Raw genomic sequence first — 23,939 nt, 5'->3', positions numbered from 1 at the left:
AAAGGGGAGGGATGGCAGTCATGCTGCAAGTGCTTCTAGTTGATGATGAGCCCTGGGTGCTGGAGGGTCTGCGAACCATGGTGAATTGGGAAGAGCACGGCTTTCAAGTCTGCGGTGAAGCGCTGGACGGTCCGGAAGCTTTAGCGAAAATGCAGGAACTGCGACCTGAACTGGTCGTTACGGATATTCATATGCCTGTCATCAGCGGCTTGGAACTGATTGAACGGAGTAAACGGCTGTTCGCAAGGCCCCCCAAATTCGTGATTTTAAGCGGTTACGACGACTTTAACTACGCCCTTACGGCGATGCGGCAACGGGTGGCGGAGTATTTACTGAAACCGATTGACGAAGACGAGTTCGGAGCCATTCTGGACCGTCTCGGTCTCATGATTGCCGAGGAACGGGAACTGGAGCAGTCCAAGTTACGGAAGCAGACGTTGTTTAAAAATAACCTCCTGAACCGATTGATTCAGGGGGAAGATGGTCTCCAGCTGGAGCAGGAGGCGGCCGTCGCGCTTCAGCTCGGGGGTGAGCCGGAGCTGCAATGTATGCTGTTCGACGCCGGGATGGATCCGCAACCTCTAAAGCAACGCGTACTCAGTTATTTCTCGAAACCCGCGGATGCGGATCGTTCCTTCATGGACGGCTCAGGCCGGTTTGGAATGATCCTGCGGACGGATGAAATGCCGCAGCCGCGGATCGAAGAGATGGGACTGGCGATCAGCAGTGAACTATCGGAGATAGGGTCGCCGGCAGTGATTGCCGTCAGCCGTGTCGGGAAAGGCATCCGCTCCATCCGGGAGCTGTACCTGCAAACGCTGGAGACCGTCAAAGCAAAGCGCGAGAAGGGGAAAACTGGCTTCTTCATGCTATGCCATCTTCCGCAGCCTTACAGTTCGGAGGATGTGTTGAAGGGCAAGGTTGAGCTGCTGTTGGCCGCCGTGCTTCAAGGGGATCCCGGATCAACGGGAGCAGTGGTAGAGGAAGTGTTTGGCGCCCTTGCCAGCAGCCAGATTGGTCTGGAGACCCTACGAGCTTTCGCAGCTAATGTGGAGCTCACGTTATGCCGCAGGATCAAGAAGGCCGGCGGCGATGCCGACGCTTTTATGGTTCGTGTGCAGGGGAACGAAGGAGAATCGAACGGGATCAGCGATTACGCCGCGTTGAAGCCGTATCTCCTAAAGCTGTGCCGGGAAGCCTCGCTGCTGCTAGCCGGATTGCGCCGGAAGAACGAGAATAACACGATTTTTCAGGTCATTCAGTACGTGGATGAGGAGTTTCGCAGCAAGCTGAAGCTGCAAACCCTTGCCAAGCAGTTTCATATGAACCCGACCTATTTAGGACAGGTGTTCAAAAAAGAAACAGGCAAAACCTTTAACGACTATCTCAACGAGAAACGGCTGGAGGAAGCCAAACGACTGCTGAAACGCACCTCGATGAAAATTTCCGATATTGCGCTGCAGGTGGGTTATCCGAATACGGACTATTTTATCAGCAAATTCAAACAGTCGATTGGTATGCTGCCCTCAGTCTATAAATCCGAGTTTCAACATGACGGTCCCCAGAAAGTAAAGGGGCCCAGATTGGCCGAATAAGCCCGAGGTGGTGCGAGCATGGGAAGATGGAGATTCCGGGGAAGAGTGAACGATATTCCGCTGAAGACGAAATTTATGCTGATCTACCTGATTGGCGTTCTACTGCCGATCCTGGTTATTAACCTGGTGTTCATGGGGCGGATGACTGACTTTATTAAAGAGCGCGAGAAGCAGAACCTGGAGATTTCCATGGAGCGTGCCCGTAAGGATATTCTCGATTTTATCGACGGCGGGGTAGCGGTTAGTCATGCCCTGAACACCGATAAGACGCTGTATGAAAAGATGGACCGAATCTACTCGGGCCCGGTCGATTTTTACGAAACGTTTGATGAGCAGCTGCGCAATCGGGTGACCAGCTACATTCCGGTCAATAATCAGATTCTGCGAATCGGGATATACACCACCAATCCGACGATCGTCCCCGGGGGCAATTATCATATGATCAATGATGAGGTGAAGGGTAGCGAATGGTACCGGATCTGGAGCAGTTCGTCGGACCCGGTGGTTGTCGCAGCGTACCGCGCATCTCAAGCTACGAACCGAGCGAATACCGAGCCTTATTTCAGCGTGATTGAGAAAATGGACTACTACGATTCCTATAACACCTTCGACAAGCTGCTGCGGATCGATATTGATCTCAGCAAAATTTACGACGTGATCGTCCGGGAGCGGGACTACCTGGATTTGTATCTGGTCAACGGGAACGATGAAATCATCGTGTCGGCGGACAGCGGCTATCGGCAGGATACAAGTGTGGGTTATCCCAAGCTTGAATTGTCTGCCGAGGATCGGGAGAAGGGGGTGGAGTCCGTAGTCATCGGGAATGCCAAATACGTGAAAGGCTGGCGGCTGATCGGGATCCCGCAGGGCACCCGGTTGTCCAAGGCGATGTTCGATATGCGCTTGTTCGTTGGGATGTTGGTTGCGGCAATCACCTTATTCACGTCGATCTTCATTTTCGTCATGCTCCGCTCCTATCATTACCGGGTGAAGCGGCTCTCGCGCCATATGCAGAAGGTTACTAATGAGAAATTCGATTTGATTAACATCGATGAAGGACGCGATGAAATCGGCGGTCTGATCCGCAACTTTAACATGATGACCGCTCGCATCAACGCGTTGATCAACAACGTCTACAAGCTGGAAATCCAGCAGAAGAGCCTTGAAGCCGAGCGCGTGCGGGCAGAGCTGAACTTCTTGCAGAGCCAGATGAACCCGCATTTTCTGTTTAATACGCTGAACGCGATATTAGTGGTCTGTACGAAAAAGAACTACTCCGACGTTACGGACATCATTAAGAACTTGTCCAAGCTGCTGCGCCGGTTGCTCCGCTGGAAGGAGGACCTCGTTACGCTGGAAGAGGAGATTCGGTTTATCGACATGTATTTGAAAATCGAAAAATTCCGCTTCCGGGATAAATTCGAGTACGTCTTCGACATTGAGGAGGCAGCGCTGCATTATACGATTCCGAAGATGAGCATCCAGCCGCTGGTCGAGAACGCCTGCAAGCACGGAATTCAAGCGGTGCAGGGCAATGGGCTCGTTACCGTTAAAGCCCGCGTGGAAGACGGACGGCTTCGCATCGTCATTTCGGATAACGGCAAAGGCATCAAACCGGAGCAGCTGCGGGAAATGCTGCTAACCGTACGGAGCGAGAACACGTCCGGGAACAGCATTGGCATTCGCAATGTGTATCGCCGATTCGAGTTGTACTACAACGATCAGGTTCGCTTTAACATCGACAGCAAGCCGGGACAAGGGACAAAAGTGTGTATCGAAATTCCGGTCAAACGGCTTCAACACCAGGGAGGATAATCAGGGGGGAAAGAGCCATGAGATTCAAGGTGTTATTGGTGGATGACGAGCCGGCAGCATTGGAGGGGATGCAGCTGTGGATCAACTGGCCGGAGCTGGGCTTTGAGATATGCGGGACTAGCAGCAACGGCGCGGAGGCGCTGGAGAAGATCGGCCAGCTGCAGCCGGACCTAGTTGTTACCGATGTGCGGATGCCGGGAATGGATGGACTGGAAATGATCGAGGCGTGGCAGAAGCAGAATACCCGACAGGTCAGCTTTGCGATCATAAGCGGATACAGTGAATTTCAATATGCACAAAAAGCGCTCCGCTTTGGTGTCACCCGGTATTTGCTGAAGCCGATTGACGAGGAGATCGCCGCCGAAGAGCTCGGGGCGATCTATCAGGAGCTGGTGGAGGAGCAGGAGCGTCAACGCATCAGCCGGATCGCTTCCTATGAGGAGACAGTGGGTCTGCTTAAGGGATGGCTCCATCCCTCGCCGGGGCTCCCTCGGGATGCGGGGCGGATCGCTGCGCTTTCGAGCCTGCGGAAGGCGTGGAATGTGTGTCTCATTCAGCCAAGAGACAGCTGCTTTGCCGAGACCCGGGAGCAAGTTGCCGCCTATGTCGGGGAGAGGGAAGCCATGTATCTCATCGATCTGGACTATAGCGGCTTGGATGAGGGCCTTCTGGCCCTGGTGTACGGATTTCATCCCGGCGAGGATGGGCCGGACGGCGCTAAATGGATCAGCGAACTGGAGAGATTATGCCGCAGTCTTGGAGTCGTCGCATCGGCGGGGCAGGGCGTGACAAGCCTGCAAGAGATTCCAGCTGCGTTCAGACAGGCTCAGACAGCGATGCAGCATCAGTTTTATGCGGAAGGCCCTGCCGGGATTATGGAGTATCGTAACGTGGCTGCGCTGAAGTTCCACCGCAGGTACGATCAAACCGAGCTGGTGGATCGCATTATAGGGGCGATTCAACTGCTGGACAAAGCGGGCTTGGAGGAAGGGCTGTCCGAGGCGGAGCGTAGGTTCCGGGAACTTTACCTTACGCCGGACATCGTGCGTAAATTTGGGATTCATTTGTTTTATCTCATGATGGAACACCTGGAGGAACTCCCGGGCAAGGCGGTGGAACTGCAAAGCAAATACGACATTCCCGGTACAGTTTCGGCGGTGCCAACCCTGCGGGAATTAATGGACCGGATCCAAGCGTTAGGGATAGAGTGCATCGATGGGCTTCTGATGGACAAAGCCCAACGGTCCCAGGGAGTCATTCAAGACATCAACGCCTATATCCGGGAGCATTACCGTGAGCCTTTGACGATTAAAAAGTTAGCGGAGGTGTTTTACCTTCATCCGGTTTATTTGGGCCAATTACTCCAGAAGAAGAACGGCGTTTCTTTTAACGAAATGATCCATAACTTTCGCATTGAAGAAGCCGTTGGGCTGCTCCGGGACGGAAGCTTAAATAACGGGGAGATTGCCGAGCGAGTGGGGTACGCGAACTATGGCCAATTCCTGAAGCAATTTGAAAAAAGATTACAAATGTCGCCTAATGAGTACAGAAACAGGAACTGAAATTTTGAAGATGGAACCTTTAATTGTGAACTAGTTGTGGCGGGGTAGCGCTCTTAGAATTAAAGATAAGTTGATGAAAGGGCTTACAAAATAGCTTAAACATCAACAAATCATTACGGAGGTGCTTTACATGGGGGGCAAGACCAAATCAATGCTCCGGCTCAGCGTTATCCTGCTCTTATCGCTCAGCGTCATCCTAGCGGGATGTGGCGGCGGTAACAAAACTACCACAGCCGAAACCAACACCGGCAATACGGGGACTACAGGGAACAATGCCGGAGATAAAGTCGAACCGCTTGAAATCACCGCGTTTATCGGCGAAGCCGGCCAACAGCCGACGCCGGACAACAAGATTTACAAGAAGATTAAAGATGAGCTGGGCGTCACATTCAAATTTGAATTTCTTGCCGGGGACATTGACCAGAAGCTTGGCGTTATGATCGCAGGCTCTGATTATCCCGATATTATGACCGGCAATACGAAGTTGACGGCAGCAGGTGCTTATATCCCTTTGGAAGATCTGATTGAAGAACATGCACCGAATTTGAAGAAGCACTATGAGAAATATTGGAACATGATGAAGGACCCGAATGACGGTCATATTTACATCCTGCCAAACTACGGGGCATATAACGGAGAAGTCAGCACAACTTGGTATTCGGGTCCGGCTTTCTGGATCCAAAAGGCTGTGCTGGAGGAAGCGGGATATCCTCAAGTCAAAACGCTTGATGAATATTTTGATCTGCTCATCAAGTACAAGGAGAAACACCCAACGATCGATGGCAGCCCAACGATTGGTTTCGAAATTCTGAACTATGACTGGAGAAACTGGGGACTGTTTAATGCGCCGCAGCATCTGATCGGACACCCGAATGACGGCGGCGTTGTCGTGAAGGACGGCAAAGCGGAGATTTTCGCCGACAAGGATTATGCCAAACGGTACTACAAGAAGCTGAATGAAATGAATGCCTTAGGTCTGATCGATAAAGAGACATTTACACAAAACTATGACCAGTATCAAGCGAAAATTTCCAGCGGTACGGTGCTCGGATTTTTTGACCAGCACTGGAACTTCCAAGATGCCGAGAATGTGTTAATTACGGCGAAGAAGCATGAAAGAACCTATGTCGGTTTGCCGCTGGTTTACGATACAAGCATTACAGACCATTATCTGGATCGCCCGGCACTGAACCTGAACAATGGCTTTGGGATCAGCGTAAATGCTGGGGAAGATAAGGCGATCAAAATTCTTAAATTCTGGGATCGCCTGATCCAGGAAGATTGGCAAAAAATCATGTCTTGGGGGATTGAAGGCGAAGACTACATTGTTACCGAAGAAGGCCGCTTCATGAAAACCCAAGAGCAACGCGACAAGTTTACGGATGCGACTTGGAAACTGGCGAACAAAGCGGATACGTTGCACAAATTCAGTCCGAAAATGGAAGGGTATTTCAGCGATGGGAATGCTACCGATGCGGCAGCCCAACCTGAAGAATACCAAGCAGGGCTGGAAGAGTACGATAAAAAATTCTTGGCCGCTTATGGATATAACAGCTATGTTGACTTCTTTACACCAGCACCGGAAAACGAAGTTTCTTATCCGGCATGGTCGGTTGACTTAGTGGAAGGTTCGGAAGCCAAGGTAGTGAACACCAAGCAGAATGATTTGTCTACGAAGTATCTGCCTAGAGCGATTTTGGCCGACCCGGCTGATTTCGATAAGGTATGGGATGAATACGTGGGAGAAATCCGCAAGCTCAACATTAAAGCTTACGAAGACCGCATTAACGAAGTGTTGCAATGGAGAATTGACAACTGGTCCGTGAAATAATCCAGGGATTCAATCGAAGAATGGAAGGCATCTAAGCCTTCCATTCTTCGAAATCTTAGGCTTTGTGGGGAGAACAAAATATGGATGAGACCTTAATGGACAAACACGCCGTCCCGAAAGCGAAAAGACGAAAACAACAGCAAATAACCTGGTCCCTGATCAAGAGTCAACGGCAGTTGATCTTCATGTCGGTTCCGTTATTGGCTTATATTATATTGTTTGCTTATGTCCCGGTGTGGGGCTGGACGATGGCGTTTCAAAATTACAAGCCGGCAAGAAGCTTTGGTCAGCAGGAATGGGTCGGGTTCAAGCAGTTCAAGTTCCTGTTTACGGACGACAGCTTCCTTCGGGTGCTGCGCAATACGTTGGGGATGAGTATCATCAACCTGGTGCTGGGCTTTGTCACCGCAATCGCTCTGGCCTTGCTGCTGAATGAAATCAAGAACATTTTCTGGAAAAGAACGGTTCAAACGATCTCGTATCTTCCGCACTTTCTATCCTGGATCATCGTCACAGGGATTGTTGCGACTTCACTTGCTTCCGATGGCATTATCAACGATGTTCTGATGCGGCTGCATCTGATCAAGGAGCCGATTCTATGGCTTAGTGAAGGCAAGTATTTCTGGGGCGTCGTTGGTGCCTCTCATGTCTGGAAAGAGGTTGGCTGGAACACGATCATTTATTTGGCGGCGATGGCGGCGATTGACCCGTCATTATACGAAGCTGCGGATATCGACGGAGCCAGCCGATACCGGAAGATGTTGCATGTCACGCTTCCCGGCATTAAGCCAACGATTGTCATTCTGCTGATTATGTCCATCGGACATATCCTGGAAGCCGGCTTCGAGGTGCAATACCTGCTCGGGAACGGTCTGGTGGTGGACTGGGCAGAGACGATTGATATCTTCGTGCTGAAATACGGGATTGCCCAAGGCAACTACTCCCTGGCAACCGCCGGCGGGATCTTCAAAACGGTCGTTAGCGTAACCATGCTGCTCCTTGCAAACTGGACCGCCAAACGACTAGGGGAAGAGAGGCTGTTATAGAGATGGCAAACCAATCCATTACCCCAGAGCGAGTATCTGCAGCTGCTTTGCCACGTCGGGTCGGACGCGGCAAGGTGGAGCCGGTGATTTTCCATACGCTGAATACGATCTTCATGATCTTTCTCGTCGTCGTGACGCTGTATCCGTTTCTGAACACGATTGTGGTATCGCTTAACGCGGGGAATGATACGATTCGCGGAGGACTCTACCTGTGGCCGAGACAATTTACGCTGCAGAACTATAAGGCGATTTTTGTTTCCGGCACGATTTACGATGCTTTCCTGATCTCGGTGGCGAGAACGGTGTTATCTACGATTCTGAACATCTTCCTGACAACGATGCTCGCCTATACATTGAGCCGAAGGGAATACGTGTTCCGCAAGCCAATTACGTTGATTTTCGTGCTTACGATGTATTTTAATGCGGGGTTGATTCCCGGGTACTTCCTGATGAAGGATTTACATCTGATCAACACGTTTTGGGTTTATGTCGTTCCTACGATGATCAGCGCATTTAACCTGATTGTTATCCGGACGTATATCGGCACCATTCCCGAAAGCTTGGTGGAGTCGGCGAGAATTGACGGGGCAGGAGACTTCAAAATCTTCTGGACCATCATCTTCCCGCTGTGCAAACCGGTATTAGCGACGATTGCGTTGTTTGTGGCTGTCGGCGCGTGGAACTCCTGGTTTGATGCGTTCCTGTACACGTCTTCGAGACAAGAGCTCAGCACAATGCAATATGAGTTGATGAAATTGCTCTCTTCCAGCATGAATGCCAACAGCAATCCGGCGGTGGCTAACGGGGCGGGCATGACCCAGGATACGGCGGCTTCCATGGTTACACCGTTATCGATTCGGGCCGCGGTTACCGTGGTGGCATCCGTTCCAATTCTGCTCGTATATCCTTTCATGCAGAAATATTTCGTGGTTGGCCTGAATGTCGGGAGCGTTAAAGAATAGTTGTTTTATTTCGTGAACCGTTCGTACGAGTATTTTCCCAAGCGTGGCAGAGGAGGAATCTTCATGAATCCAACGTTCCATTCCGTACCGGCATTAAAGGAACTGTTTGCGGCGGACTTCAAAATTGGAGCGGCGGTCAATCCGACGACGATCCGGAGGCAGAAGGCATTGCTGGCGTATCACTTCAACAGCCTGACTGCGGAGAACGAGATGAAGTTCGTCAGCGTGCATCCTAAGGAACAGACCTATACCTTCGAGGACGCGGATCGGCTGGTTAATTTCGCCCGAGAGCACGGCATGGCCATGCGGGGGCATACACTGGTGTGGCATAATCAGACGTCTGACTGGTTGTTCCAGGATCGCCAAGGCGCGGCGGTTAGCAAGGAAGTGCTGCTCGGCAGGCTTCGGGAGCATATTCATACCATAGTAGGCCGGTACAAGAACGAGATCTACGCCTGGGACGTCGTCAACGAGGTCATCGCGGACGAAGGGGAGGCGCTGCTGCGCACTTCCAAATGGACGGAAATCGCGGGACCTGAATTTATCGCTAAAGCGTTCGAGTATGCACATGAGGCGGATCCACAGGCGCTGTTGTTTTATAACGACTACAACGAATCGAATCCTCTGAAACGCGATAAAATTTACACACTCGTTCGTTCGCTGCTGGAGCAAGGGGTGCCGATCCATGGCATCGGATTACAAGCGCACTGGAACCTGTACGATCCATCGTTGGATGAGATTAAGGCAGCGATTGAGAAGTATGCTTCGCTGGGTTTGCAGCTGCAGCTGACGGAGCTGGATATCTCGATGTTCCGCTTCGATGACCGGCGAACCGATTTGACCGCGCCAGAGCCGGCGATGCTGGAGCAACAGGCCGAGCGTTATGAAGCCGTGTTCCGGCTGTTGCTGGAGTATCGTGACGTCATTAGCGGCGTTACCTTCTGGGGAGCAGCGGATGATTATACCTGGCTGGACAATTTTCCGGTGCGCGGCCGGAAGAACTGGCCGTTTCTGTTCGACGCCCAGCACCAGCCGAAGGCAGCTTATCACCGTGTGGCGACATTGGCTGCGGAGCAACGAGCATAACGGTACGCATACAGGGAAAGCAACGATATAAGGAAAACGCTTTATTCTGCTAGCGTTTTCGGTGTAAAATGAGAGAGGCCCTTCTGGTTGGAAGGGCCTCTTTTGAAGTATACAGAACCTGTTCAGAATCTGGACCTATCGAACCTTAGGAGGGAAATTCGATGAAATATCGGGAGCTTGGAAACACGGGTCTTCAAGTCAGCGAAGTGAGCTTCGGCACTTGGGCCATCGGCGGAAGCTGGGGCAACACGAATGATGATGAAGCCCTAAAGGGATTGGATAAAGCGATTGGAGAAGGCGTTAACTTCTTTGATACGGCGGATGTCTATGGTGACGGACATGCGGAACAATTGCTCGCCAAAGCGACCAAGGGGAAGGAAGACGAAATCTATATCGCGACCAAATTTTGCCGGGCCGGCGATATTCATGACCTGGAGACGTATTCCGAAGCGCGGGTACGGGCTTATTGCGAAGCCAGCCTCAAACGGTTAGAGCGCGAGCGTATCGACCTGTATCAGATCCACTGCCCGCCGTTGGCTGTGTTGAAGGACGGCCGGGTCTTTGAGGTGTTGGACAAGCTGCAACAAGAGGGGAAAATCCGCCACTACGGCGTAAGCGTAGAGACGGTGGAGGAAGGGCTGTTCTGCCTAGGAGTGCCGGGAGTTAAGGCGCTGCAGGTCATCCTGAACCTGTTCCGCCAGAAGCCGCTCGCAGAGCTGCTGCCGAAGGCACACGAAGCCGGTGTAGGCATCCTTGTGCGGCTTCCGTTGGCCAGCGGCCTGTTGACCGGTAAATTCACGCCGGACACGACATTTGCGGCCGACGATCACCGCAACTTTAACGCGAACGGCGAGCAGTTCAACGTCGGTGAGACGTTTGCCGGCTTGCCGTTCGTTAAAGGTGTTGAGCTGGCGGCCCAGCTCCGCTGGATCGCCGAAGGACGCGGGGACATGGCCCGCGCGGCGATGCGCTGGATTCTAGACCAGCCGGAAGTTTCCTGCGTGATCCCGGGCTTCCGCAACGTGCGTCAGGTCGAGGACAACCTCGGCGCAATCGACGTGCCTTCCTTCAGCAAGGAAGAGTTAGAGCGGCTGGCCAACTTCTACCAAAACGAAGTTGCGCAGCATATCCGCGGGGCGTATTAAAGCGAAATCACCTTATTCACCGAGCGTGGCCATCAAATTGGCGTGATTCCCGGGAATAAGGTGAATGATTCGAGAAAGCCTCCCATCATTCGCCTTGAAATCAGGCTTGATGGGGGGCTTTTGCGCGTTCTGCGGCGGCCGATTGCTCCAAGCGCAGCGTGTCGCGCCAACTGCAGTAAGTCGCCCATGGACTGCCGTCGTCCAGAAGGGCCTTGCAGGTGTAAATGCCCTCTTCGATCGAATCGACGCGCCCGGCGAGCTCCAGGCGAACCGCTCCGTTCAGCAGCACCTGGTTTACGTAAGCCGGGTGCGCTTGCCCTTGCAGCACCTGTTCGGTAACGTGCAGTTGTTTGGCTGCGTTCCAGGCGGTATCGTCTTCTTCGGGCAGCGGGGTGTCCAGCCCGTACGTTTCCGGATCGATAATGTTCAGCTTCGCTTCACCGTTGCCCACCACATAGGTGCGGGTCGGCCGATCGATAAACAGGTCCTCTGAGCCTTGTGCCCCTTGGACGATCAACGCTTTCCGGTAATCCAGCTGCTCGATGAGCTGGGCCATCCGGTCGAACACAGTATTATGGTATACACCATACACCAAATAAGGCGAATCGCTGAAGTCCAGCAGCTTCTCGATCGTATTCAAGATCGTCCGCAGACCCAGCTCTTCGCGGATCGGACGAAGCTTCTCCAGCGGCGGGCACCAGACCTCAGACGGCACGAACCGGACGCCGGAGAAGTCTGCCGGGCGGGCTGCCGGCGCCCACTCCATCAAGCGGCTGTCCACGCCCAACTCGTCAAGCAGATCGGTCAGGGTCACGCCCCACTTGGGCGGGAGCGATGGGGTGCCGTGCAGCGTGACGGGTAAACCTCCTGCAGCCAGCAGAAAGGAGGTGGCAAACGTCGCCATAAAGGAGGTGGTGCGGCCGTCATAAGGTCCGGCACAGTCGAGTCCCTGAGGTATCGGCGAGCGATGGGCATGTTTGCGAAAGACGGTCACAAATGCTTTCAGTTCCGCCACGCTCTCCAGCTTGATCCGCTGTGCCATAAAGAAGGCACCAATCTGCGCCGGAGTCGCTTGGCCGCTGATCATCAATTCGGCGGCTTCGGTTGCTTCCTCATAGGTCAAGTCGCGGGCGCCTCTTTTGCCTCGTCCTACTTCCTTCAGGATTTCTGTCATCGTCATCGGGAGCCCTCCTTTGTTTGTAAGATCGGTTCAAAATTTTAATTGCTGATGGGCTTTGACGACCGAAGTCGCCACATCCACCATCCGTTTCCGTTCATTCATCGCCCGCTTGCGCAGCATGTCGTAAGCCTCGGCTTCGGACACTTTGTTCACGTCGCACAAGATACTCTTGGCCATGTCGATCCACTTCCGTTCCTCCAGCCGGGAGACCAATTGCGCCCGTTCATTCTGCCAGGTTTGCCTCTCAAAAAAATGCCTAGCGCTGAAATGCAGCGCCCAATGCAGCTCCGATGCCGTCATGGACGGGGAGAGCAGGCCGTCAACGGGGACCTCCGTCTCACATGCCTCCAGTGAGGAGCTTGCCGTCTCGGGGCTACACCACCAGAGGAGCGGGAGCGGCTTCCACTTGAGCAGCGTGTTGCCCCAGCGCTGCATCCCCTCCAGCGGCGTATCCAGCACCGCAGCGTCAACCTCCTTGATCCGCTTGCGAATTTGCGGCTCCTGACAAGAGGCGAAGACTTGATACCCGCTCGTTTTGAGGAAGGTTTCGGGATCAGCCAAGGGCAAAGACTTCAGGGGATCTGTCGGGGCAGTCCCGGGTAAACCGGCTTCGCGAATGACCAATAAGAAGCGCATCGAGAGGGATCCCTCCTATCCATAACGATCTGTTTCATAATCCAAGCGGTGTTTAGCTTTAAAGTCATAAAGGATTGAGATACAAGATAACTTCAACAACTGCAACTGCGAAATTGCAGCGAGGAAAGAAAACCTCACATCATATTTCAAATTTTAAAGGATAAATGTATTTTCTCGCCTTTTTTCTGAAAAATCAATATAAACGTAATGAAAACTGACATATAAATTTTAAATCACACAATTTTATGTAATGTATATTGACATAGCCTCCAACCTCCTTTATAGTTAATGTCAACTTACACTTGATTCAAATTTGTTTATTCAAAAATTCGATCGTAATCATGCCGGGTACAATGGGGTGCCCGCTAGAAGCGGCAATGGAGCCTGTCTTCGCAATCCGTAGAAATCACGTGGTGTAGCTGCGTGTCTCTAGGGGCGAAGCAGGCTTTTTGTGTTTTCTTGGTAATTTGGGAAAAGGGGAGATGGAGATGAACCAAAAGAAAAAGATGGTGCTGGTCGGTAACGGGATGGCGGGAATCCGCACGGTGGAGCATGTGCTGAAGCTGGCTCCGGAGGCGTACGAGATTACGGTATTCGGTGCAGAGCCGTATCCGAACTACAATCGGATTATGCTGTCTTCGGTGTTGGCTGGCGGGGCAGACATGAAGGAGATTGTAATTAACGATTTGGCCTGGTACGAGGAAAATCACATCAACCTCCATCTGGGCGATGAGGTTGTTCGGCTCGATACCGATAAGCGCAAGGTCGTATCGGCCTCCGGGGTAGAAGCAGAATACGACGCATTGATTTTGGCCACGGGCTCCAATCCATATATCTTACCGATTCCCGGGGCACGTAAGGATGGCGTCATTGGGTTCCGCAATATCAAGGACTGCGAGCTGATGATGGAGGCCTCCCGCAAACATAAAAAAGCCGCGGTGATCGGCGGCGGTCTCTTAGGCCTGGAAGCGGCCCGCGGGTTGCTTAATCTCGGCATGGACGTCACCGTCGTGCATATCCATCCTTACTTGATGGAGCGTCAGCTCGACGAGCCGGCATCGCGGATGCTGCAACATGAGCTGGAAGCGCAAGGCATGAAGTTCCTCATGCAAAAGCAATCAGCCAGCATTTACGGCGGACGGCGGGCCGAGGGGCTGGAATTCGCAGACGGAAGCCGATTGGAAGCGGACCTTGTCGTGATGGCCGTCGGCATCAAACCAAACATTGAATTGGCAAAAGAGGCAGGCCTTAATGTGGCGCGAGGCATTATCGTCAACGATTATCTCGAAACCAGCGCACCGGGGGTTTATGCCGTTGGGGAATGCGCTGAGCATCGCGGCATCGCCTACGGGCTGGTGGCCCCGCTCTATGAGCAAGGCAGTGTACTGGCCAAGCGGCTGGCTGGTGTCGAAACCGCCGCGTACGAAGGATCTGTCACTTCGACGAAGCTGAAGGTGTCGGGAGTGGATGTTTTTTCAGCGGGATATTTCAATGATGCGCCAGGCACGCGCTCGCTGCGCATTCAAGACGAACTGGAAGGCACGTACCGTAAAATCGTCCTGCAAGACGACCGGCTCATCGGCGCGGTACTGTTCGGCGACACGACGGACGGCCCATCGTTATTCGCCAAGATCAAAAGCGGTGAATCCGTAGCCGGGAAAGAGAAGGAGCTGCTGCTTGGGTTTACTCCGGGTCAAGCCGGGGCAGGGGCCTCGTCCCCGAATGCCCGGTTGGCCGCAATGGCGGACGACGAAATCATCTGCGGCTGTAACGGCGTCACCAAAGGCACTATCGTCGAAGCGGTGAAGGGCGGCTGCTCCAGCGTCGGCGAGATCAAAGCGTGCACGAAGGCGTCCGGCTCCTGCGGCGGCTGCAAACCGCTGGTCGAGGGACTGCTGCATCTATATGCAGAAGGCGATGTCAAAGCGGTGAAGGAAGGCATCTGCGGCTGTACACTTCTGGGCCGCGACGAGATCGTCGCCCGCATCATAGAGATGGGGCTCAAGAGTGTGCGCGAGGTGATGAACGTGCTGGAATGGCGCGAGCCGGAGGGCTGCTCGAAGTGCCGTCCCGCGTTGAACTACTACCTGGGGATGCTGTGGCCGGCTGAGTATGTGGATGAGAAAGAATCGCGCTTCGCCAACGAACGTTATCATGCCAACATTCAAAAGGACGGAACGTTCTCCGTGGTGCCTCGGATTTACGGCGGTGTAACCTCACCGGCTGAACTCAAGCGAATTGCGGCGGTTGCCGAGAAATACCAAGTGCCGATGGTGAAGTTCACCGGCGGACAGCGGCTTGACCTGCTGGGCGTAAAGAAGGAGGATTTGCCGAAAATGTGGGAAGAGCTCGATATGCCGTCCGGTCATGCGTACGGCAAGGCGTTGCGGACGGTGAAGACCTGCGTCGGCTCCACGTTCTGCCGGTTCGGCACCCAAGATTCCATCAGCATGGGCATTCAACTGGAAAAAGCGTTTGAACGCCTGAACACCCCAGGCAAGGTCAAACTGGCGGTATCGGGTTGCCCGCGGAACTGCGCCGAAGCCACGATTAAGGACCTTGGCGTTGTGGCTATTGACGGCGGTTGGGAGATCTATGTGGGCGGTAACGGCGGTGTGAAAGTTCGGGCGGCAGATTTACTCTGCGTAGTGAAGACCGAAGATGAAGTGGTCGAATGGACCGCAGCGTTCTTGCAGCATTACCGTGAGCAAGCCAGCTGGAACGAACGGACAGCGCAGTGGGTTGAGCGGGTAGGATTGGACGCCATCAAGGCAGTGTTGGAGCAAGCCGATGAACGGAAAGCACTGGCTGAGCGGATTCAAGACACCTTAAGCCGGACGACAGACCCGTGGAAAGAGATTATTGAAAATCGGGAACTGCGCAAAAACTTCGAACCGCTGCAGGACGTACAGCTGCAAAATTCGTGATCTTTTTTTGGGGGGCAGATACCATGATGACTAAAATTCAAGTGGCACGGTTGGACGACATTGATCGGCGAGGTTCGCGCACGGTGTTTGTTGAGGGGAAGGAGGTTGCGATTTTCCGCCTCAGCGACGGCAGTGTTCACGCCATTGAAAACCGCTGTCCGCACAAAGGCGGCAAGCTGTCGGAAGGGATGGTGTGCGGTGCAGCCGTGCACTGTCCCCTGCACGATTGGAAGATCAATCTGCGGAGCGGACGTGTCCAAGAGCCCGACCACGGGGAGGTCACGGTCTATGAGATCGAAGTGGATGAAGCGACCGGAGCTATATATATTTCACTGTAGCGTATAGGGCGTATAGAGCGTATAGAGAATCGCAGTGCGAATAAAGGAGTGGACGAACCATGGATTACGTCAAACCAGGAGAAGTACTAGGGAGCATGATTGAGACCGGGAAAAATAAAGCCAACCTCAGCATTCTGCAGCTGCTGGTCAAAGGATTTTTGGGCGGAGCGATCCTGGCGTTCGCCACCACCTTGGCGTTTACCGCGACGCAACAGACCTCGCTGGGGATCGTGGGGGCGGTGATTTTCCCGGTTGGCTTTGTGATGATCGTCCTGTTGGGCCTGGAGCTTGTCACTGGCAGCTTCGCCTTGATCCCGCTGGCTGTGATGGAACGGCAGGCTTCGCCGGGGCGGATGTTGTCCAGCTTTGGATGGGTGATCCTCGGGCATCTCATCGGCTGTGCTGTGTATGCTGTTCTCTATGGGCTGACGATTACGAAAATGGGCACGGACCTGTCCCACCCGCTTGTGCAGATGTTGATCCAGACGAGCGAAGCGAAGACGCTGGCTTACAAGCAGATGGGCGGCAGCGGTCTCGCGCTGGTCACCATCAAGGCTGTTCTGTGTAACTGGATGGTTACGCTGGGCGTGGTGATGGCGATGACCTCGAAGTCGACGGCAGGCAAAATCGCAGCGATGTGGTTGCCGATCCTGATCTTTTTTGCACAAGGGTTCGAGCATGCGGTCGTGAATATGTTCGTCATCCCGGCTGGCATGATGCTGGGAGCGGACGTCAGTATGGCCGACTGGTGGCTGTGGAACCAAATTCCTGTCTTGATCGGCAACTTCCTGGGCGGCGTCGTGTTCACCGGTTTGATGCTGTATGTGGCGCAAAAAGGCAGCTTGCGGCGCGGAGCGAAGGCACCGGTTACCGGAGCGGAAATGGCTGAGCCGGATGGCCGCGCGTTGTCCGTGGCAGGGGAACGCCTATGAAGCAGCCCGGAACGGTTAGTATTATCGGAGCGGGGCCCGGCGACCCCGAGTTGATCACGGTCAAGGCGATGAACCGGCTGCGGGAAGCCGAGGTTGTGTTGTACGACCGCCTCGTCAGTGAAGAGCTGCTGGCGTACGCCGGGCCGTTCGCGGAGCTGGTGTACGTCGGCAAGGCGCCGGGACGCCATGCGATGCCGCAGGAGGAAATCGAGCGCTGGCTGATCCGCTACGCCATGGACGGGAAGCGGGTCGTGCGCCTGAAGGGCGGCGACCCATTTGTCTTCGGGCGCGGCGGGGAGGAGGCGCTGGCGCTGGCCGCTGCGGGAATCCCCTATGAGGTGATTCCCGGCATCACATCAGCGCTGGGCGCGGCGGCTTCCGCCGGCGTGCCGCTGACGCATCGCAGGGCGGCCGCCTCGTTCGCCTGCGTGACCGGCAGCCGCTGCCACGGCGATCAGACGCCGATTCGCTGGGATCTGCTGGCGCATAGCGTCGACACACTCGCGATCTACATGGGCGTCAGCCAAATCGGCGCCATCCGTGATGAGCTGCTCCGCCATGGCAAGCCGGCCTTAACGCCGGTGGCGTTGATCGAACGCGGCACGACCTGCCGGCAGCGTACGTTTACTTGTACCTTGGACGACATGCACAAGCTGGCCGCCGCCGTGAAGCTGAGCAACCCGGCGCTGATCGTCGTCGGCGAGGTGGTGCGCGTCCGCGAGCAGCTGCAGTTGTTCGAGCATCAGGCGGAGGTGTACTACGGGTCGTGAAGCGAGGGAGGTCATAGGTAGTTGCTAACTTACAACCACCCCACTGTCCCTTGTTTATAGCCTAACTGCAAAAGTGCAGTTCATTTTGAGGAAAATCGGCTTTTCTGCGAGATTAAGTGTAAAAGTGCAGTTGAGTAAGCGGGTTTTGATGAGAAATGGGCTCTAGGCGGTTAAATGAACTGTACTTTTGCATTTCATCCATCGATACAAGGTACATTCGACAAGATTCGCCTGCACTTTTACATTTCGTTATCCATCCGAACAGAAAAAAGGCCAAAAGGAGCTCCTCATTCGTGAGGTTCCTTTTGGCCTTTTGCCTTATTCCAACGCGGCTCTGCTTAACGACAGCAGCTCGCTGACCGTCACCAGCCGGTATCCGGCAGCCGTCAGTTCGGCAGCCAGGATGCGCACGGCTTCCACGGTTTGGGAACGGTCGTCGAAGCCGTCGTGGAACAGCAGGATGCTGCCCGGGCGGACCTGCTCCCGCGTCTTCTCCACAATGTGCGCCACGCCGGGCATCTCCCAGTCCATCGCCGCGCCATTCACCGCCCCAATCGCGGGATAGCCGAATTCACCGGCGGTGATGGCGGCCACCTCCTCGGAGGTTGCGAGGTAAGGCGGGCGGAAGACCTTCGGTTTCGCGCCGGTGACCTGCTCGATCAGCTCCTCCGTCAGCTGCAGTTCCCGGCGGCATTCCTCCGGGGGAAGATCCGGCAAGTGCGGGTGCGTGTACGTATGGTTACCGATCTCATGGCCTTGCTCGTGCACAGCCTTGGCGGTTTCCGGGCTTTTCTCCATCTGCGTGCCGATCATAAAGAACGTTGCTTTGCCCTGTACCTCCCTTAGAATCTCCAAAACCTGCGGGGTGTACAGCGGATTGGGGCCGTCGTCGAACGTGAAGGCAACCGCTTTATCCTGGATAGGCAGCTCGTTAATCACTTGAAAATCAGCCATTTTCTAACGCATCTCCTTCTTTATCGAAGTCCCGCGTACGACTACCGCGACCTTTTAAACCCCCGAGTAAGCCATAAAACCGCCATCGACGGGAATCACCGTGCCGGTCACAAAGCCAGACGTTTCCGCATCAGCCAGCCACAATAGCGTACCCAGCAAATCCTCCGGTACGCCAAAGCGGCGCATCGGGGTATGGGTGATAATTTTGTTCGAGCGCTCCGTTAACGACCCGTCCGGGTTCGTTAGTAAGCTGCGATTCTGCTCGGTCAGGAAAAATCCCGGGGCGATCGAGTTCACGCGAATGCCGGACTCCGCCAGATGCACGGCCAGCCACTGCGTCAGGTTGTTGATCGCCGCTTTGGCCGCACTGTAGGCAGGGACCTTCGTCATCGGACTGTACGAGCTCATGGAGGAGATGTTGATAATCGTCGCGCCGGGACGCCCGATCATTGCTTTAGCGAAAATTTGTGTCGGGATCAACGTCCCCATGAAGTTTAAGTCCAGAACGCCGCGTACGCCGGGAATGCTGAGATCAAAAAAGCTGGTGACCTCCGGATTCGCGACATCTTCCGCCCGAAAAATCTCGTTGGTTGTATTGGCGCTGGCATTGTTGCCGCCGGCTCCGTTGACGAGGATGTCGCACGGGCCAAACTGCTCCCGTGCTGCGACCTCCGCCGCCTTCACGCTCTCGACATCCGTCACGTCGCAGGCAAATGCCGCAGCCACGCCGCCGTCGGTGCGAATCTGCTCCACCACGGCTTCGGCCTTGGCGAGCGTGCGGTTCAAGATCGCCACTTTCGCCCCCTGACGGCCTAGTTCACGGGCCATTGCCCGGCACAGCACCCCGGCGCCGCCGGTAATGACGGCTGTTTTGCCGGCCAATGCAGGATGTACTGGCAAGTTGCTCATCGGTTGCTTCACTCCTTTTGGGTTAGTTTAGCTGACCGGCCTGCTTGGCATAGGCGTCCCATAAGCCCCACAGATACATGATGCCAAGCGCTCGGTCGTACAGGCCGTATCCCGGACGGCATTCTTCGCCCCAGATGTGGCGGCCATGGTCGGGACGGGCATACCCCGTGAAACCGGTGTCATAATACGCTTTCACAATACCGGCGATATCGACGGTGCCGTCTTGAGTCCGGTGTGACGTTTCCATGAAATCACCGTTATCAAACACGCGCACATTGCGGATATGGGCAAACGGAATCCGGTCATGGAATTCATGGATCATTGCAATGATATCGTTCTCCGGATTCGCCCCCAGCGAGCCGCTGCACAACGTAATGCCATTGGATGGACTGTCGACGAGCTTCAGGAAGCGGCGCAGATTGTCCTGATTCGTGATAATACGCGGAAGCCCAAAGATCGACCACGGCGGATCGTCCGGATGAATGGCCATTTTGATTCCGTGCTGCTCGGCCACCGGAACGATTTCCTTCAGGAAATACTCCAGGTTGCGCCACAAGTCCTCCTCCGTGACGCCTCGATACGCCTCAAACAGGGAGGTCAAGTGCTCCAGCCGCTCCGGTTCCCAACCGGGCATCGTCAGCGCGCTGTTCTGGTTGATCACCTTCACCAGCTCAAACGGATCGATATTGTGGATGCGGGCTTTCTCATAAAATAACGCTGTCGAACCATCCGCCCCCGCCTTATGTAAATCCGTCCGCAGCCAGTCAAAGATCGGCATGAAATTGTAGCAGATCACCTTAACGCCGACTTTGGCGACTTTCTCAATCGTACGCTTGTAGTTTTCGATATACTGGTCGCGCGATGGCAGACCCAGCTTGATATCCTCATGCACGTTGACGCTTTCCACCACATCGAGGTGAAACCCATAGCGGTCAGCTTGCCGCTTCACCTCTTCGATTTTGTCCATCGGCCATTCTTCTCCGGCAGGCACGTCATGCAGCGACCATACGAGACCCTCGACTCCGGGGATTTGCTTGATCTGATCCAGCGTGACCGTGTCATTGCCTTCGCCGAACCAACGAAATGTCATACGCATACTTTACCTTCACCGCCTATCTGGTTATTTGGGGGAGAGCTGGATGTTAGCTTTGCTTAAAATAGTCCGGATACCGCTCCTGCAACACCGGTAAATTGGAGATGCTGAGCTGCAAATGCTCCATCATCAGCCGGTCGGCCCGATGGGCGTCGCGGGCAACAATCGCCTCATACATGTCTTGGTGCTGCTCGTAGAGATTCTCCCAATGCGGATCGGTTGTCAGCCAAAGCACTCGCGTCCGATTGAGGTGGGCGTTCATCTGCTGGATGACGTCCCAGGTACCCAGCTTGCGGCAGCCCGCAAATAGAATGCGGTGGAACTCCTCGTCCAGCGCAAACATCGCGTGGTTGTCGTGCCGGCGGATGCTGTCCTGCTGACGGGCCAAGTTGTCGGCCAGCTCGGTCAGCAACGCTTCCGGGAACTGTTCGCAGGCGAGCCGGATCACGGCGCGTTCCAACTGCTCCCGCATAAACCGCGCTTCCTCCACGAGCTCGGGGTCGATCAGCGATACCCGCGTACCACGCTGCGGCAGGACCACCACCAGCCCTTCCTGCGCCAGCCGTACGAAGCTCTCCCGAACCGGGGTGCGGCTCACCTGAAAGGCTAACGACATCTCTTTTTCAGATAGTGTAGTCCCCGGAGGCAGCTCCAGCGTGACGATCTGTTCCTTCAGCTTGGCATATACGACGTTACCCGCCGAACCCGTCTGTGTCAGCCATTTGTCGCTCATCCATTCACCTCCTTTGGGCCGGGGCCCAGCTCTAGCATTTGTTCTCGTTCCATCTTGCCTAATGTCCATCCTCTGTCTTGGTGCTCTTCCCAGATCCATTTAACTGCCATACTTGTATGGTAGTATGGAACCTGCTGGTTAGCAAGAGGCAAAATCGATTTACCCGCATATTTTCTACCGTATAAATTTGCAAACTTCAAAAATACAACAATTGCGCGGTTGAGGTAGGAATACCCCTGGATTCCAATTTAATAGGATAGAAGTACCTATCGATGAAAGTGGGTGGTGGAACATCCTTGACGAGCGAAGTTCTTCGATCCTTGCCCTGGTTCAACAGACCCCAGGCTACCTCTCAGTGCAAGAATTGATGGATGTCTTCCATGTCTCCAAGCGGACGATTTACTACGACATGGACAAAATCAATCACTGGCTTCGCCAAGGCGGGCTGGCTCCCGTGCAATATGTACGCGGCCGGGGCTTCTTGCTCCCCGAAGCATCGAGATCCCAGCTTCCGAGCATGGCCCAATCCGTACAGCCGCAGCAATACTATCTATCCAGCGGTGAGCGAAAAGCCCTGCTTTGCCTGAGACTCGTCAACCGGAGTACCCCCCTGTTCTTGCATGATATGGAGGCTTTGCTTCAGGTAAGCCGGGGAACCGCCCATGCGGAGCTCAAGCGTCTGAAGAAAGAACTGGAGGATTATGCACTAAGCATCCAGTTCGACCGAAAACAAGGCTATTTTATTCAAGGGAATGAGAAAGACATTCGGGCGGTCTTGTCTCGCTTCTTGTTTGAGCAGCTGTCGTATGCTGACTGGAATCCTTCGTCTCCTGCCTTTGACGGCCTTATTCACACGGATTTATTCCGGCGCCACTTCCCAGCGTTCCGGGAGGAGGAGCTGGCCTCCGTATACCGGATCATCGTCTCCACCGAGCAGCGGATTGGCATGGAATGGACAGATGAGACGATTCTGCATTTGACCCTGCGCATTTGGTTGTCCGCCAACCGTATGAAGCAAGGGCGAACGGTACAGCTGGAGGAAGAAGAGAAGGCGGCCTTACGCGAAACGCTCCAGTTCAAGGCGGCGACGCAAATCGCCGATGAGCTTGGGGAACGGTTTGACCTTCGCGTACCAGAAGACGAGATCGGGTACTTGGCGATTTATTTGCTGGCGGCCAAAGTAAATCGGGTCGAGGTGGAATCCGATACTTGGGAGACGAAGCGACTGCGTGCAGCGACAGAGGAGGTTATCGACCAGTTCGCTAAGAACGGCTGCGTCTATTTTCAGAACCGGGAGGCTTTGGTTAAGCAGCTGTTCCTTCACGTCAAATCGATGTTTTATCGCATCAAATATGGACTCACCATCGATAACCCGCTGACGGACAAAATCCTAGAAGAGTACCGGGAAGTGTACGAGCTGACTCGAAAATCCGCTTCCCCGCTGGAGAGGTTATTCGAGAAGCCGCTAGGCCGTCATGAGATCGCCTATCTGACGATGCATTTTGGGGGCTGGCTCAAAAGGGAGCAAGCGAAAACGGAGCATCGGAAACGGGCTGCTGTCGTTTGTGTAAACGGAGTTTCGGCTTCAAGGCTGCTTAAAAATCAGCTGGAGCAGCTCTTCCCCTCCCTGGATTTAGTGGCAGTGCTGTCCCTGCGAGAATTTGAGAAATTCACGGATCCCGTCGACCTGATCTTCTCAACGGTTCCCTTGTCGGGCTGTCAGGTTCCGGTGTTTATCTTGAACGCGGTAATGAGCGACGCCGAGAAGACGCATCTGCTAAGTCGGGTGAACCCTTATCTGGGGGTGGCTGAGGGCAGCTCTGCCTTTCCTGCGGCGCAGGAAATTGTGGATTTGGTGAGCCAACACGTCGCCATTCCCGATCGAGAGGCGCTGCTAAGGGATATCCAGCGGTATCTGTCATCAACTAAAGTCCAGCCGCCTAAATCGAAGGAGAATAAGCCAACACTTGTTGATCTGTTAAAGCCTTCACGCATTACGATTCGGGAACAGGCCTTGGGATGGCGTGAAGCAATCCGGCTTGCAGCCCAGCCGTTGCTGCAGGAAGGAACTATAACTGGCGGTTACGTGCAAGCGATGATCGATTACATCGATCGATACGGGCCCTACATAATTGCCACGCCGGGGGTTGCGATCGCGCATGCCAGGCCCGAGGACGGGGCGGTTCGGGCCTCCATATCCTTGCTAGTCATTCGAGATGGAGTTCCCTTCAGTGATCAGCCGAATCACCTCGTCAATCTGCTATTCGTCGTAGTTGGCATCGATGGACAGTTCCACTTAAGGGCGCTCACCCAGTTGGCGAACCTATTGATGGAAGAGAGGAACCGTCACGTTCTGGGGAGCACGGATGACAAAGCCGAAATAATGCAGTTATTCCAACATTATTCTGATGCTTGACGGATATTT

At 54.3% G+C, this 23,939-nt stretch carries 19 protein-coding genes; 13 read left to right on the top strand and 6 right to left on the bottom strand.

Annotated elements, in window-relative coordinates:
• Positions 1-20 precede the first annotated feature (20 nt).
• The 8 genes from C812_RS19305 to C812_RS19270 all read left to right on the top strand — a co-directional run bounded on the left by C812_RS19305 (position 21) and on the right by C812_RS19270 (position 11,042).
• Positions 21-1,595 (top strand): response regulator transcription factor, encoded by a 1,575-nt coding sequence (locus C812_RS19305; protein WP_016314321.1) that lies wholly within the window; start codon positions 21-23, stop codon positions 1,593-1,595.
• Positions 1,596-1,613: 18 nt separating this feature from the next.
• A complete protein-coding gene (locus tag C812_RS19300; protein ID WP_009223572.1) occupies positions 1,614-3,410 on the top strand; it encodes a sensor histidine kinase in 1,797 nt (598 codons plus the stop codon).
• 17 nt (positions 3,411-3,427) lie between these two features.
• Complete coding sequence (locus C812_RS19295) at positions 3,428-4,972, top strand: response regulator (RefSeq protein WP_016314320.1); 1,545 nt, start codon at positions 3,428-3,430, stop codon at positions 4,970-4,972.
• A 130-nt stretch (positions 4,973-5,102) separates the two neighbouring features.
• The gene (locus C812_RS19290) at positions 5,103-6,803 is read left to right on the top strand and encodes a type 2 periplasmic-binding domain-containing protein (RefSeq protein ID WP_016314319.1); all 1,701 of its coding nucleotides are present in this window, start codon (positions 5,103-5,105) and stop codon (positions 6,801-6,803) included.
• Positions 6,804-6,883: 80 nt separating this feature from the next.
• Complete coding sequence (locus C812_RS19285; RefSeq protein ID WP_009223575.1) at positions 6,884-7,849, top strand: ABC transporter permease; 966 nt, start codon at positions 6,884-6,886, stop codon at positions 7,847-7,849.
• 2 nt (positions 7,850-7,851) lie between these two features.
• Positions 7,852-8,811 (top strand): carbohydrate ABC transporter permease, encoded by a 960-nt coding sequence (locus tag C812_RS19280; protein ID WP_009223576.1) that lies wholly within the window; start codon positions 7,852-7,854, stop codon positions 8,809-8,811.
• 63 nt (positions 8,812-8,874) lie between these two features.
• Positions 8,875-9,897, top strand: coding sequence for an endo-1,4-beta-xylanase (locus C812_RS19275; protein ID WP_016314318.1), 1,023 nt, complete (start codon positions 8,875-8,877; stop codon positions 9,895-9,897).
• A 161-nt stretch (positions 9,898-10,058) separates the two neighbouring features.
• Positions 10,059-11,042, top strand: coding sequence for an aldo/keto reductase (locus C812_RS19270; RefSeq protein ID WP_016314317.1), 984 nt, complete (start codon positions 10,059-10,061; stop codon positions 11,040-11,042).
• A 100-nt stretch (positions 11,043-11,142) separates the two neighbouring features.
• Here the strand turns inward: C812_RS19270 and C812_RS19265 are convergent, their stop codons facing one another.
• Both C812_RS19265 and C812_RS19260 read right to left on the bottom strand, forming a co-directional pair.
• On the bottom strand, positions 11,143-12,222 hold the full coding sequence (locus tag C812_RS19265) for an anthranilate phosphoribosyltransferase (protein WP_016314316.1): 1,080 nt from the start codon (positions 12,220-12,222) through the stop codon (positions 11,143-11,145).
• 30 nt (positions 12,223-12,252) lie between these two features.
• Positions 12,253-12,858: an ANTAR domain-containing response regulator gene (locus C812_RS19260; protein ID WP_016314315.1), complete on the bottom strand. Its 606-nt coding sequence runs from the start codon at positions 12,856-12,858 to the stop codon at positions 12,253-12,255.
• 488 nt (positions 12,859-13,346) lie between these two features.
• On the opposite strand from C812_RS19260, the gene nirB reads away from it, so the two are divergent.
• From nirB to cobA, 4 genes are read left to right on the top strand one after another with little or no spacing between them, the layout of a single operon-like run.
• A complete protein-coding gene (gene nirB, locus C812_RS19255) occupies positions 13,347-15,785 on the top strand; it encodes a nitrite reductase large subunit NirB (protein ID WP_016314314.1) in 2,439 nt (812 codons plus the stop codon).
• Positions 15,786-15,808: 23 nt separating this feature from the next.
• Complete coding sequence (gene nirD / locus C812_RS19250; RefSeq protein WP_016314313.1) at positions 15,809-16,123, top strand: nitrite reductase small subunit NirD; 315 nt, start codon at positions 15,809-15,811, stop codon at positions 16,121-16,123.
• Positions 16,124-16,182: 59 nt separating this feature from the next.
• A complete protein-coding gene (locus C812_RS19245; protein ID WP_016314312.1) occupies positions 16,183-17,055 on the top strand; it encodes a formate/nitrite transporter family protein in 873 nt (290 codons plus the stop codon).
• The gene (cobA, locus tag C812_RS19240) at positions 17,052-17,825 is read left to right on the top strand and encodes a uroporphyrinogen-III C-methyltransferase (protein WP_016314311.1); all 774 of its coding nucleotides are present in this window, start codon (positions 17,052-17,054) and stop codon (positions 17,823-17,825) included. Before C812_RS19245 ends, cobA begins: the two co-directional genes overlap by 4 nt.
• Before the next feature lie 318 nt (positions 17,826-18,143).
• On the opposite strand, the gene C812_RS19235 is transcribed toward cobA, so the two are convergent.
• From C812_RS19235 to C812_RS19220, 4 genes are read right to left on the bottom strand one after another with little or no spacing between them, the layout of a single operon-like run.
• A complete protein-coding gene (locus C812_RS19235; RefSeq protein ID WP_016314310.1) occupies positions 18,144-18,779 on the bottom strand; it encodes a polysaccharide deacetylase family protein in 636 nt (211 codons plus the stop codon).
• Positions 18,780-18,833: 54 nt separating this feature from the next.
• Positions 18,834-19,688: an SDR family oxidoreductase gene (locus C812_RS19230; RefSeq protein WP_016314309.1), complete on the bottom strand. Its 855-nt coding sequence runs from the start codon at positions 19,686-19,688 to the stop codon at positions 18,834-18,836.
• A gap of 22 nt (positions 19,689-19,710) precedes the next feature.
• Positions 19,711-20,784: a mannonate dehydratase gene (gene uxuA / locus C812_RS19225; RefSeq protein ID WP_016314308.1), complete on the bottom strand. Its 1,074-nt coding sequence runs from the start codon at positions 20,782-20,784 to the stop codon at positions 19,711-19,713.
• A gap of 46 nt (positions 20,785-20,830) precedes the next feature.
• Positions 20,831-21,514: a GntR family transcriptional regulator gene (locus tag C812_RS19220; protein ID WP_016314307.1), complete on the bottom strand. Its 684-nt coding sequence runs from the start codon at positions 21,512-21,514 to the stop codon at positions 20,831-20,833.
• Positions 21,515-21,770: 256 nt separating this feature from the next.
• Here C812_RS19220 and C812_RS19210 point away from each other — a divergent pair, with 256 nt between their 5' ends.
• The gene (locus tag C812_RS19210; protein WP_341860327.1) at positions 21,771-23,930 is read left to right on the top strand and encodes a BglG family transcription antiterminator; all 2,160 of its coding nucleotides are present in this window, start codon (positions 21,771-21,773) and stop codon (positions 23,928-23,930) included.
• Positions 23,931-23,939 lie beyond the last annotated feature (9 nt).

The organism is Paenibacillus barengoltzii G22 (assembly GCF_000403375.2).
Taxonomy (GTDB): Bacteria; Bacillota; Bacilli; order Paenibacillales; family Paenibacillaceae; genus Fontibacillus; species Fontibacillus barengoltzii.
This window is presented reverse-complemented; position numbering and strand designations above follow the sequence as displayed.